At 62.8% G+C, this 12,708-nt stretch carries 13 protein-coding genes; 2 read left to right on the top strand and 11 right to left on the bottom strand.

All coding sequences use genetic code 11. The features are described from left to right. Position 1 precedes the first annotated feature (1 nt). From lipB to EGM97_RS24990, 11 genes are all read right to left on the bottom strand, one after another. Positions 2 to 649 (bottom strand): lipoyl(octanoyl) transferase LipB, encoded by a 648-nt coding sequence (gene lipB / locus EGM97_RS25040; protein ID WP_238962590.1) that lies wholly within the window; start codon positions 647 to 649, stop codon positions 2 to 4. Then, positions 649 to 924, bottom strand: a complete 276-nt coding sequence (locus EGM97_RS25035; RefSeq protein WP_030140373.1) for a DUF493 domain-containing protein — start codon at positions 922 to 924, stop codon at positions 649 to 651. Before EGM97_RS25035 ends, lipB begins: the two co-directional genes overlap by 1 nt. 80 nt (positions 925 to 1,004) lie before the next feature. After that, on the bottom strand, positions 1,005 to 2,162 hold the full coding sequence (locus EGM97_RS25030) for a D-alanyl-D-alanine carboxypeptidase family protein (RefSeq protein ID WP_053151781.1): 1,158 nt from the start codon (positions 2,160 to 2,162) through the stop codon (positions 1,005 to 1,007). Positions 2,163 to 2,328: 166 nt separating this feature from the next. Continuing rightward, on the bottom strand, positions 2,329 to 3,339 hold the full coding sequence (locus EGM97_RS25025; RefSeq protein WP_238962591.1) for a septal ring lytic transglycosylase RlpA family protein: 1,011 nt from the start codon (positions 3,337 to 3,339) through the stop codon (positions 2,329 to 2,331). Then, positions 3,339 to 4,349 (bottom strand): lytic murein transglycosylase B, encoded by a 1,011-nt coding sequence (mltB, locus tag EGM97_RS25020; protein ID WP_238962592.1) that lies wholly within the window; start codon positions 4,347 to 4,349, stop codon positions 3,339 to 3,341. Before mltB ends, EGM97_RS25025 begins: the two co-directional genes overlap by 1 nt. A gap of 17 nt (positions 4,350 to 4,366) precedes the next feature. Continuing rightward, positions 4,367 to 5,470, bottom strand: a complete 1,104-nt coding sequence (gene rodA / locus EGM97_RS25015) for a rod shape-determining protein RodA (protein ID WP_238962605.1) — start codon at positions 5,468 to 5,470, stop codon at positions 4,367 to 4,369. Positions 5,471 to 5,501: 31 nt separating this feature from the next. Then, entirely contained in the window at positions 5,502 to 7,397 is a 1,896-nt protein-coding gene (mrdA, locus tag EGM97_RS25010) for a penicillin-binding protein 2 (RefSeq protein ID WP_238962593.1), read from the bottom strand. 9 nt (positions 7,398 to 7,406) lie between these two features. Further along, a complete protein-coding gene (gene rlmH, locus EGM97_RS25005; protein WP_003185785.1) occupies positions 7,407 to 7,874 on the bottom strand; it encodes a 23S rRNA (pseudouridine(1915)-N(3))-methyltransferase RlmH in 468 nt (155 codons plus the stop codon). A gap of 9 nt (positions 7,875 to 7,883) precedes the next feature. Continuing rightward, positions 7,884 to 8,309, bottom strand: coding sequence for a ribosome silencing factor (gene rsfS / locus EGM97_RS25000; protein ID WP_072395809.1), 426 nt, complete (start codon positions 8,307 to 8,309; stop codon positions 7,884 to 7,886). A gap of 57 nt (positions 8,310 to 8,366) precedes the next feature. Then, complete coding sequence (gene nadD, locus EGM97_RS24995; protein ID WP_238962594.1) at positions 8,367 to 9,041, bottom strand: nicotinate-nucleotide adenylyltransferase; 675 nt, start codon at positions 9,039 to 9,041, stop codon at positions 8,367 to 8,369. 28 nt (positions 9,042 to 9,069) lie between these two features. Further along, positions 9,070 to 10,341, bottom strand: a complete 1,272-nt coding sequence (locus EGM97_RS24990) for a glutamate-5-semialdehyde dehydrogenase (RefSeq protein WP_238962595.1) — start codon at positions 10,339 to 10,341, stop codon at positions 9,070 to 9,072. 186 nt (positions 10,342 to 10,527) lie between these two features. On the opposite strand from EGM97_RS24990, the gene EGM97_RS24985 reads away from it, so the two are divergent. Both EGM97_RS24985 and EGM97_RS24980 read left to right on the top strand, forming a co-directional pair. Then, positions 10,528 to 11,205, top strand: coding sequence for a DNA-3-methyladenine glycosylase (locus EGM97_RS24985; RefSeq protein WP_238962596.1), 678 nt, complete (start codon positions 10,528 to 10,530; stop codon positions 11,203 to 11,205). Between the two features lie 140 nt (positions 11,206 to 11,345). Continuing rightward, complete coding sequence (locus EGM97_RS24980; RefSeq protein WP_238962597.1) at positions 11,346 to 12,662, top strand: bifunctional DedA family/phosphatase PAP2 family protein; 1,317 nt, start codon at positions 11,346 to 11,348, stop codon at positions 12,660 to 12,662. Positions 12,663 to 12,708 lie beyond the last annotated feature (46 nt).

Below are 12,708 nucleotides of genomic sequence, written 5' to 3'. Positions count from 1 at the left end.
ATCAGTCGATTCCGCCCGTAAGGGTCGTCTGCTCAGCGTAGTCGAGGTGTTTGACGAGCTGCGCGCGCAGCCGGGCACTTACCTCGGCAAATTCAATCGATCCTGTGTGATCGCGCAGCTGGGTCATCGCCAGCCCCGCGTAACCACAGGGATTAATCCGTCGAAACGGTTCCAGGTCCATGTCCACGTTCAACGCCAGGCCGTGAAATGAACAGCCGTGGCGGATCCGCAACCCCAGGGAAGCGATTTTCGCCCCATCGACATAGACGCCCGGTGCATCCGGCTTGGCTGCGGCGTTTACGCCATAGCTGGCCAGCAACTCGATCAGGCAGGTTTCCATGCGCGTCACCAGCTCACGCACACCGAAACCGAGCTTGCGCACGTCCAGCAACAGGTAGGCAACCAGTTGCCCGGGGCCATGGTAAGTCACCTGCCCGCCCCGGTCGACCTTCACCACCGGAATATCCCCCGGCAGCAACAGGTGCTCGGCCTTGCCGGCCTGGCCCTGGGTGAATACAGGTGGGTGCTCCACCAGCCAGACCTCGTCCGCGGCGCTGTCACCGCGCTCGTTGGTAAAGCGCTGCATGGCATGCCAGACCGGCTCGTAAGCCATCCGGCCCAGCTCGCGAAAGCCCAGCGTGCCCGGCATCACAACACCATGTGCACGAAGCCGGTCGCCCGCAATTCGCTGTTGATGTCGTACAGCTGTTCCTGGCCGGTGGCGATGATGTGCAACTGGATGGTGGTGTACTTGCCGTTGGTGCTCTGGCGCTCGGCCAGGGTCTTGAGGTCAACGGTGGCATGTTTTTCAAGGATGGCGACGATCTTGTCCTTGAAACCTACGCCGGTGTCGCCAATTACCTTGATAGGGTAATCCGCGCACGGAAATTCGATTTTTGGCGCCTTTACTTCAGAGTCTGTCATGGCGTAACGGCCTCGCAACCGTGGTAACGAACATGGCCCCGTACCGGACAGGAACGGGGCCATGGAGGTCAACATTGAAATCAGTTGAACAAGCCGTAGAAGAATAGACGGATGCTATCCCACATGCGGCGGAAGATACCACCTTCCTCGACCGCGTCCAGCGCGATCAGGTCGGCACTGTGCACCACTTTGTCGTCCAGTTTGACTTCGACTTTACCGATCACGTCACCCTTGGCGATGGGCGCGGTCAGTTGCGGATTCATGGTCATGCTGGCGGCAAGCTTCTTGAGCTGACCTTTAGGCAGGGTCATGGTCAGGTCCTGGGCCAGGCCGGCCTTGACCTGGCTGCTGGTACCTTTCCAGACCTGAGCCTGGGCCAGTTCGGTGCCCTTCTGGTAGAAGGTCTGGGTTTCGAAGAAGCGGAAGCCGTAGGTCAACAGCTTCTGAGTCTCGGCGGCGCGGGCCACTTCACTGTTGGTGCCGAAGACCACGGCGATCAAGCGCATGCCGTCACGAACAGCCGACGAAACCATGCAGTAACCGGCTTCTTCGGTGTGGCCGGTCTTCAGGCCATCGACGGTCTTGTCGCGCCACAGCAACAGGTTACGGTTAGGCTGCTTGATGCCATTCCAGAAGAACTCCTTCTGGGAGTAGATGGCGTAGTGTGCCGGGTCTTCGTGGATGATCGCCCGCGCCAGGATCGCCATGTCGTGAGCCGAGGAGTAATGCTCGGGGTTCGGCAGGCCGGTGGGGTTCATGAAGTGGCTGTTGGTCATGCCCAGGTCGGCGACCGTCTTGTTCATCATGTCGGCGAACGCATCTTCGCTGCCGGCGATGTGCTCGGCCAGGGCGACGCTGGCATCGTTGCCGGACTGGATGATGATGCCGTGCAGCAGGTCGCTGACGGTCACTTGCGAGCCGACCTTGATGAACATCCGCGAACCGCCGGTGCGCCAGGCGTTTTCGCTGACGGTGACCGGATCGTTTTCACCGATCTGGCCGCGACGGATCTCAAGGGTCGCGATGTACGCGGTCATCAGCTTGGTCAGGCTGGCTGGAGGCAGGCGCTGGTCACCATTGCTCTCGACCAGCACGTTGCCGCTGCTGGCATCCATGAGCACAAAGGATTTGGCCGCCAGTTGTGGAGGCGACGGCATCATCTCGACCGCGAACGCGGCGGGAGAAAGAAGCAGCGGGACTAGCAGGCAAAGGCGCTTGGCAAAGGTGGTGATGTTCATCCGTCTCTCGAAATCGCTAATGGGACTGCCCAAGGGCAAAGCTAAACAGGCAGCTGTCGGGCTGCCGCGTTATTTTAGTTGCTCACTCACATCCCTTGCCGGGCTTTTGTTATTCATGGAGCCAACAACCAGACCCGCTCGAACCGCAAGCGGGCCTTGAATCAATTCATTCGGCGGTGACCAGGCTCGGCGAACCGAGATTGGCCAGGCGCACACTGTTCTGCACCTGCTGGACTTCACCCGGAGAACCGATCGGCCCCAGGCGCACCCGATGCAGTGTCTGCTGGTTGCGCACGATCGAGCTGATGAACACCGGAGCGCTCACCATCGAGCTCAGCTTCGACCGGAGCAGCTCTGCAGCGTCCGGGTTGGCGAACGCGCCCACTTGCAGATACTGGCCAGACGCTGGTGCAGAAGCGTTTTTTTTTGTATCGATCTGTACCGGCAGCACGGCCGCGGCGTGCTGCTGCGGCGGCGGGGTCCATTGCTCGACCGTCCCGGTGGACGCCGTGACGGCCGGCGCGGCATTTTGCGCCACTTTCGGCTCGTTGAGCATCAAAGGCGCCGGACGGCCACGTTGGGCCCACCATTCTTGCGGGTCGATGCCCTCGACCTTGACCCGGGCGGTACCGATTTCAGCGTAACCGAGTTTTTTTGCCGCCGCGTACGACAAGTCGATGATGCGGTCGGAGTAGAACGGTCCACGGTCGTTGACCCGCAGGATCACGCTCTTGTTGTTGTCCAGGTTGGTCACCCGCACGTAGCTGGGCAGCGGCAGGGTCTTGTGTGCCGCGCTCATGCCATACAGGTCATACACCTCGCCATTGGCGGTGTTCTGACCATGGAACTTGGTGCCGTACCAGGAAGCCGTGCCCGAGGCGACATAACGCTTGGAGTCAGCCATCGGAAAATAGGTCTTGCCCAGCACCGTATACGGGTTGGCCTTGTAGGGCCCGGTATGCAGGGTCGGCGTGGCGTCGGGAATGCGCGATACATCCACGTCCCACCACGGCGCACCGTCCTTGTGGGCTCGGTTGATGTCCAGGCCCGGCGTGGCACGCACAGCCGTGCTGGTTTTCTGGGCCGGCGCGCGGCTGGTCGAGCAACTGACGACCAGCAACGACAAAGCAGCCAATGCCACGAGCTTCAGGGGTTGATAGGTAGGCAATGCCCGCATTATTTGACGCCCCGTGCTTTTACCAGCTCTTCAGACAGTTGATGCACAGCCATGGCGTACATCACACTGCGGTTATAACGCGTAATCGCGTAGAAATTCTTCAGCCCCATCCAGTATTCGGGGCCTTGTTCGCCTTCCAGGCGCATGGCGGTGACCGGCATGTCATCACGCAGCGCATCATGACTCGACCAGCCCAACGCTCGCAACTCCCCGACGGTTTTCGTTGGCTCGATGCCCTCGCTCAACCCTTGGTCCACCTGGTCGCCACGCACATCGGCACGGCTGACCACCGGCTGGCCTGCTTCCCAGCCGTGGCGCTTGAAATAGCTGGCAACGCTGCCGATGGCATCGGTCGGGTTGGTCCATATATTAATGTGGCCATCACCGTCGAAATCCACTGCATAGGCGCGGAAACTGCTGGGCATGAATTGCGGCAGGCCCATCGCCCCGGCATACGAGCCCTTGAGGGTCAGCGGGTCGACCTGTTCTTCGCGGGCCAGCAGCAGGAACTCACGCAGCTCCTTGCGGAAGAACTCGGCACGGGGCGGGTAATCGAAGCCCAGGGTCGACAGCGCATCGATCACCCGGAAATTGCCGGTGTTGCGGCCAAAGAAGGTCTCGACACCAATAATGGACACGATCACCTGGGCGGGCACACCGTATTCCTGCTCGGCACGGGCCAGGGCGACCTCATGCTGACGCCAGAAGTCCACGCCACGGGCGACACGCGCCTCGGTGATGAACATCGGCCGGTATTCGCTCCATTGCTTGACCCGCTCGGCGGGCCGGGAAATCGCATCGAGGATCGACTGCTTGCGCTCGGCCTCGCGGAACACCCCCATCAGCTGCTCGCCGGCAAAGCCATAGTCACGGGTCATTTCACCGACGAATTCGGCCACCTGCGGCGAGCCTTCGTATTCGCCGGCCAAGGCGTGCGGCGCACCGCCCAGTAAGCAGACCAGGCCGATCCACGGAACATGTCGCGTCGACCAGCCACGCATTGCTTGCATTGAACTCTTCACCTTATTCAAACCTGCGCGATCCACTTGCGGTGGGTATGAATCGACATCAAAACCCCAAACGCTGACAGTAGCGTCACCAGCGAAGTTCCTCCGTAGCTAATGAAGGGCAACGGCACCCCCACCACGGGCAACAGGCCACTGACCATACCGATGTTGACGAAAACATAAACGAAAAACGTCATGGTCAGGCTGCCCGCCAACAATTTGCCGAACAGGGTCTGGGCCTGTGCAGTGATGACCAGGCCGCGGCCGATCAGCAACAGGTAGATCAGCAGCAGCAGGCAGATGCCCACCAGGCCGAACTCCTCGCCCATCACCGCGATGATGAAGTCGGTATGGCTTTCCGGCAGGAAGTCCAGGTGCGACTGGGTCCCCATCAACCAGCCCTTGCCGAACACACCGCCCGAGCCGATGGCCGCCTTCGACTGGATGATGTTCCAGCCGGTGCCCAGCGGATCGCTTTCCGGGTCGAGGAACGTCAGGACCCGTTGTTTCTGGTAGTCGTGCATCACGAAGTACCACATGGCCACCGACACTGGCACGGCGGCCGCGATCACGCTCAGGATCCAGCGCCAGCGCAGTCCGCCCATGAATAGCACAAAGGCGCCGCCGGCCAGGATCAGCAGCGAGGTGCCCAGGTCCGGCTGGCGCACGATCAGGATGAAAGGGATGCCGATCAGCAACAGACTGATGCACACATGTTTGAGCTGCGGCGGCAGCGAGCGCTTGGACAGGTACCAGGCAATGGTCGCCGGCATGATGATCTTGAGGAACTCCGAAGGCTGGAAGCGGATCACCCCGGGGATGTTGATCCAGCGTGTGGCGCCCATGGCGTTGTGGCCCATCACGTCCACGACCACCAGCAGGCTCACGCCGATGACATAGGCCAGGGGCACCCAGCGTGCCATGAAGCGCGGCTCCAACTGCGCAATGACGATCATCGACACCAGGCCGATACCGAACGAAGAGGCCTGCTTGGCCAGCAGGTCCCAGCTCTTGCCGCTGGCTGAATACAGGACGAACAGGCTGCCGGCGGCCAGGATCAACAACAGGATCAGCAATGGCCCATCGATGTGCATGCGTTGCAGCAGAGTGGCGCGGCGACGCATCACATCTTCACTGGAGAGGATCCGGTCGAAATTACTCTTCACGGGCCGTGGCCTCCGGGCTGATGGGGCTTGCAAATTCGGGCTTGAGCTGACCGTGTTCATCCAGCAGCCAGGCGTCCATGACCTGACGCACCACAGGCGCGGCGACGCCGGAACCGGACTCACCGTTCTCCACCATCACCGACACAACGATCTTCGGATTCTCGGCAGGGGCGAAACCGACGAACAACGCGTGGTCGCGATGGCGCTCCTGGACCTTGGACCGGTCGTACTTCTCGCCCTGCTTGATGGCGACCACCTGGGCCGTACCGCTCTTGCCGGCAATCCGGTAGGGCGAGCCGATTGCGGCCTTGCGAGCCGTACCCCGGGCGCCGTGCATGACCTGTTGCATGCCGTTGTTGACCTTCTGCCAGTCCGAGGCATTGCGCAGCACGATGTCCGGCATCGGATCCGGGTCAACGGGGGGCTGGCCCTCGATGGTCTTGGCCAGGTGCGGCCGGTGCCACTTGCCCTTGCTTGCCACCAGCGCGGTGGCCTGGGCCAGTTGCAATGGCGTGGCCTGCATATAACCCTGACCGATACCGAGGATCAGGGTCTCGCCGGGGAACCACGCCTGGCGACGGGTCGCCCGTTTCCATTCCCGCGATGGCATCAGGCCGGGGGATTCTTCGAACATGTCCAGGGACACCTTCTGACCGATACCGAACTTATTCATGTAGGACGACAGCCGATCGATCCCCAGCTTGTGGGCCAGGTCATAGAAATAGGTGTCGTTGGAACGCATGATCGCCGTTTCCAGATCCACGTAACCGTCGCCGGTGCGGTTCCAGTTGCGGTACTTGTGGTCGTAGTTGGGCAGCATGTAGTAGCCGGGGTCGTAGACCCGGCTCGATGCGGTCACCACGCCGGCGTCCAGCCCAGCGATCGCCACGGCCGGCTTGATGGTCGAGCCCGGCGGATACAGGCCGCGCAGCACGCGGTTGAACAGCGGCCGGTCGATGGAGTCCCGCAGTTCGGCGTAGGCCTTGAAGCTGATACCGGTGACGAACAGGTTCGGGTCGAAACTCGGCTGGCTGACCATCGCCAGCACCTCGCCAGTGTTCGGGTCCAGCGCCACGACGGCGCCCCGGCGCCCGCCCAGCGCCGCTTCGGCGGCTTCCTGCAACTTGATGTCCAGGCTCAGGACGATGTCCTTGCCGGGAATCGGATCGGTGCGTTTGAGCACCCGCAGCACGCGGCCACGGGCGTTGGTCTCGACCTCTTCGTAGCCCACCTGGCCGTGCAGCTCGGCCTCGTAGAAGCGCTCGATACCGGTCTTGCCGATATGGTGCGTACCGCTGTAGTTGACCGGATCGAGGGTCTTGAGCTCTTTCTCGTTGATCCGCCCCATGTAGCCGACCGAGTGGGCAAAGTGCGGCCCCTGGGGATAATGCCGGACCAACTGCGCCACCACCTCGACGCCGGGCAGGCGGAACTGGTTCACCGCAATCAGGGCAATCTGTTCTTCGGTCAGCTCGAACAGGATCGGCACGGGCTCGAACGGCCGCCGCCCCTGGCGCATGCGCTTCTCGAAGATGGCCCGATCTTCAGGCGTCAGTTGCAGCACCTCGACGATCACGTCGAGCACCTTCTGCCAGTCGCCGGAACGCTCACGGGTCATGCTCAGGCTGAAGCTGGGCCGGTTGTCGGCCACCACCACGCCGTTGCGGTCGAAAATCAGCCCGCGGGTCGGCGGAATCGGCTGCACATGCACCCGGTTGTTTTCCGACAGGGTCGAGTGATATTCGTACTGGATCACCTGGAGGAAATAGAGCCGCGCAATCAGCACGCCGATCAGCGTCACCACCGTGATGGCGCCGAACACGACGCGACTGCGCACCAGGCGGGCGTCTTTTTCGTGGTCCTTGATGCGGATCGGCTGGGGCATGAGGCAGGATTACTTGTGGTAAGGGTGCCCGGACAGGACTGTCCAGGCACGGTACAACTGTTCACCGATCAGGATCCGCACCAGTGGGTGCGGCAACGTCAGCGGCGACAACGACCAGCGCTGGTCGGCCCGGGCACAGACTTCCGGCGCCAGCCCTTCCGGGCCACCGACCATGAAATTGACCGTGCGCGAATCCAGTCGCCAACGGTCCAGTTCCACCGCCAGTTGCTCGGTGCTCCAGGGCTTGCCGTGGACTTCCAGGGTGACGATGCGCTCGTTCGGCCCGACCTTGGCCAGCATGGCTTCGCCTTCCTGGCGGATGAAGCGCGCCACGTCGGCATTCTTGCCACGGGTATTGAGCGGAATTTCCACCAGTTCCAGGGCCAGCTCGGACGGAAGACGCTTGGCATACTCGTGCCAGCCTTCTTCCACCCACTTCGGCATGCGGGAACCGACGGCGATCAGGCGCAGTCGCACAGCGATCCCTTATTGCTGGTCTTTGTTGAGCTTGGTGAAGTGCTCATGGGTGTTTTCCGGGCTGTGGTGACGGGCATCGGCCGCACGGCTCTGCTCGGCACCGGCCCACAGGCGCTCCAGGTCGTAGAACTGGCGTGCCGAGGCGGTCATCATGTGCACGATGGCGATGTCCAGGTCCAGCAGCACCCAGTCGCTGTCGCCCTTGCCTTCTTCGCCCAGGGGCTTGAGGCCTTTTTTCTTCACCTCTTCACGGACCTTTTCCAGCATCGCGTTGATCTGGCGATTGGAGGTACCGGTGGCGATGATCATGTAGTCGGTGATGCTTTGCTTTTCGCGAACATCCAGAACCTGGATGTCCTGGGCCTTCACGTCTTCCAGGGCATCGACGATCACTTTGACCATCGGGTTCTCGATTACGGTGTCTTTGTTCGTCATATAAAACTCGTTTTGCTCATATGTTCGGGCGCTTCGTAACAGTGAAGCACGCCTTGTTCAGTTCGACGCACGGTACAGCCCGTGCGCATCGATGTAGGCCAGGACCGCGTCGGGCACCAGGAAACGTACCGACTTACCGCTGGCCAGCAGTTGACGGATCTGGGTGGCGGATACCGCGAGCGGCGTCTGCCAGACGAATGCAATCTGTCCGCTCGGCCCCTTCAGGGCCAGCGGGTCGCTCACCGAGCGCGCCGCCAACAGGTTGCGCAACGCATCCGGCGGCTCGCTGTCGGCATCCGGGCGTTGCAGCACCAGGATGTGGCAATGCTGGAGCAACTCTTCCCAGCGATGCCAAGTGGGCAGGCCGCAAAATGCGTCCCAGCCCAGAAGCAGAAAAACCTGGTCTTGCGCGGCCAGTTCGGCGCGCATCAGCTCCAGGGTGTCGATGGAATAGGACGGTTTGTCCCGCTGCAATTCGCGGGCGTCCACCACCAGCGGCGTTACGCCGTCCACCGCTCGCTCGACCATCGCCAGGCGGTCCTGGGCCGACACCTGCGGCACGTCCCGGTGAGGCGGCCTGGCGCTGGGCACCAGGCGCAGCTCATCGAGCGCCAGCGCGTCGGCCACTTCCAGCGCACCGCGCAAATGGCCAATGTGCACCGGGTCGAACGTGCCGCCCAGGATGCCGATGCGCTTTGACGCGGTGGTCACCGTCACAACGGGCGTCGTCATAGAGGCCAGTGGGTCGAGGTCGCCCAAGTCAGGCTGGCTCCTGTCCGCGCAACTGGCCGTCGCCGACCACGATGTACTTCTCGCAGGTCAGCCCTTCGAGGCCCACCGGGCCGCGGGCGTGCAGCTTATCAGTAGAAATGCCGATCTCGGCACCCAATCCGTATTCGAAACCGTCGGCGAAGCAGGTCGGGGTATTGATCATCACCGACGCCGAATCCACTTCCGCCACGAAGCGCCGGGTTTCGCCCTGGTGCTCGCTGACAATCGAGTCGGTGTGGTGCGAACCATGACGGTTGATGTGCTCGATGGCTTCATCCAGCCCGTCCACCACGCGGATCGACAGGATCGGCGCCAGGTATTCGGTGTCCCAGTCTTCGTCCGTGGCCACTTGCGCCTCGATGATCGCCCGGGTGCGCTCGCAACCGCGCAGTTCGACGCCCTTTTCGCGGAACTGGGCGGCCATCGACGGCAGGAATTGCTCGGCCACGGCCTGGTCTACGAGCAGGGTTTCCATTGCGCCGCAGATGCCATAGCGATACGTCTTGGCGTTGAAGGCGATGCGCTGGGCTTTCGGCAGGTCGGCGTGGGCACTGACGTAGATGTGGCAGATGCCGTCCAGGTGCTTGATCACCGGCACGCGGGCGTCACGGCTGATCCGCTCGATCAGGCCCTTGCCGCCGCGAGGCACGATGACGTCGACGAACTCGGGCATGCTGATCAACGCGCCGACGGCAGCGCGGTCGGTGGTTTCCACCACTTGCACCACGGCGGCCGGCAGACCGGCCTCGGCCAGGCCCTGCTGAATGCAGGTGGCAATGGCACGGTTGGAATGAATCGCCTCGGAACCGCCCCGCAGGATGGTCGCGTTACCGGACTTCAGGCACAGGCTCGCCGCATCGATGGTCACGTTCGGCCGCGACTCATAGATAATCCCGACCACGCCCAGGGGCACGCGCATCTTGCCGACCTGGATACCTGACGGGCGATAGTTCATGTCGCGGATCGCCCCGACCGGGTCCGGCAACGCCGCGACCTGCCGCAGGCCGACGATCATGCCGTCGATGCGGGCCGGCGTCAGCGCCAGGCGCTCGAGCATGGCCGGCTCGAGGCCATTGGCCCGGCCGGCGGCCAGGTCCAGCTCGTTGGCGGCGGACAACTCGGCGCGAGCGGCGTCCAGCGCATTGGCGGCGGCTTGCAGGGCGCGGTTTTTCTGCGCGGTGCTGGCACGGCCGATGATGCGCGACGCTTCGCGGGCGGCGCGACCCAGGCGGGTCATATAGTCAAGAACGGACTCAGTCATGGTCTGTGTGGTCTTGGCGAGGGAGAAAGCGGCAGATTATAACTGTCGTAACCCTCGACTAACAGCGTGGACTCGCAGCGGTGACCGGCGGAAGAGCAAAACCGGCACAAATTTCACCCATTCAGCGGTGATTAAGATTTGCGTTGCTATGATCGCGCTTCCTTTGGCCTCACTTCGTTCATCGCCATGACCGACTCGCCACCTTCGCCAAACGCCCTGCCCCACGCCTTCTTTGACCGCGACGCCCAGGTGCTGGCCCAGGATCTTCTGGGCAAAGTGATTCGCCACAAGGTGGGGGGCCTGTGGCTCAGCGCACGGATCATCGAGACCGAAGCCTATTACTTCGCCGAAAAAGGCAGCCACGCCTCCCTGGGCTACACGGAAAAACGTAAGGCTTTGTTTCTGGATGGCGGGCATATCTACATGTACTACGCCCGGGGCGGCGACTCATTGAATTTCAGCGCCCAGGGCCCGGGCAACGCCGTGTTAATCAAATCGGCGTACCCGTGGGTCGACGGAGTTTCCGGCCCGGAAAGCCTGGCGCAGATGCTGCTGAACAACCCCGACGCCCAGGGACGCCCGCGCACACCACAGAAGCTCTGCGCCGGCCAGACCCTGCTGTGCAAGGCCCTGGGCCTGAAAGTACCGGAGTGGGACGCCAAGCGCTTCGACCCCGAGCGCCTGCTGGTGGAGGACGTCGGCGTGCCGACGGTCAATGTGATCCAGACCACCCGCCTGGGCATCCCATTGGGACGCGATGAGCACCTTCCCTACCGCTTCGTCGACGCAGCCTACGCACCATGGTGCACCCGCAACCCGCTGCGACGAGGCCAGGTCGAGGGGCGTGATTATTTTTTGCTTTAAGAAATATGACACAGTCCCCTGTGGGAGCGAGCCTGCTCGCGATAGCGTCGGATCAGTAGAATCCGATGTTGACTGACACACCGCTATCGCGAGCAGGCTCGCTCCCACAGTAAAAATGTACATTCAATGGAGTTGTTCTTATGGGCCCATGGCTCGATAGCGTCACCGGCTGGCTGGCGGCCAATCCACAATGGCTGGCGGCGGCGGTCTTCATTGTCGCGTGCGTGGAGTGCCTGGCCATCGCCGGGTTGATCGTGCCGGGAACCGTGTTGCTGTTTGCGGTGGCGGTGCTGGCTGGCAGCGGTGCGCTGTCGCTGGGCGAGACGCTGTTGCTCGGCTTGCTGGGGGGCTTGCTCGGGGATCTGGTGTCTTACTACCTCGGGCGGCATTTTCACCAGAACATCCGGCGGCTGCCGGGGCTGCGACATCATCCGGAGTGGATGGGCGCGGCGGAAACCTATTTCCAGCGCTACGGCATCGCCAGCCTGCTGGTGGGACGCTTCATCGGCCCGCTCAGGCCGATGCTGCCGATGGTGGCCGGGATGTGCGACATGCCGTTCCCGCGCTTTGCCGCCGTCAGCCTTCTGGCCGCATCCGGCTGGAGTGTGGCATACCTGCTGCCGGGCTGGGCCACTGGCGCGGCGTTTCGTCTGCCATTGCCCGAAGGGTTCTGGCCTCAGGCCGGCATCGTCATCGGCAGCATCGCCGTGATGATCGGGCTGAGCGTCAATAGCAGCCTGCGCCGTCATCGGCACGCCGCGGCGCTGATCGCCGGCCTCGGCCTGGTGATCCTGATCGGGCTGTTCATCGGTTTCCGCTACCTGGCCGCCTTCGATCAGGGGCTGATGGCCCTGGTCCAGGAGCACCGCAGCCCGACCCTGGACGAAATCGCCGTGACCTTCACGCTGATCGGCGAATTCCGCTACATGCTGATCTTCAGCGCCCTGCTGACGGCTTTGCTGTTGCTGGCGCGACAATGGCGCCAGGCAATCTTTGCCGGCGCCACGATGTTGCTCACCGCCCTGGCGAACACCAGTTTCAAGCAGTTCTTCGCCCGGGTGCGCCCGGAAATCCTCACCGAGCCGCTGACCAGCTACAGCATGCCCAGCGGCCACGCCTCCGGTTCGTTCGCGATGTTCCTGGCGCTCGCCGTGCTGGCCGGTCGAGGACAGCCGCCCCGCCTGCGGCTGACCTGGCTGCTGCTGGGCTGCTTGCCGGCACTGGCGATTGCCCTGTCGCGGGTGTACCTGGGCGTCCACTGGCCGAGCGACGTGCTGGCCGGCGCCATGCTCGCCGCCTGCGTCTGCGCCGCCATGCTGTGGTTGAGCCAGCGTCAGGCGCCGCTGCCGGCGATGTCACCGAAAATCTGGTGGTTGATCCTGCCAGCGCTGGTGGCGGCGTTCAGTTTCTTTGCGTTGCGGCATTTGCCTCATGGGATGTTGAGGTATGCCTATTGAACACCAGACCTATGAACACAGACGTCTCCCACAGGGTTCAGTGGCC

The organism is Pseudomonas sp. AF32 (assembly GCF_022342325.2).
In the GTDB taxonomy this organism is placed as follows: domain Bacteria; phylum Pseudomonadota; class Gammaproteobacteria; order Pseudomonadales; family Pseudomonadaceae; genus Aquipseudomonas; species Aquipseudomonas uvaldensis.
The sequence above is the reverse complement of the archived record's forward strand: the minus strand, read 5'-3'. Positions and strand labels throughout refer to the sequence as shown.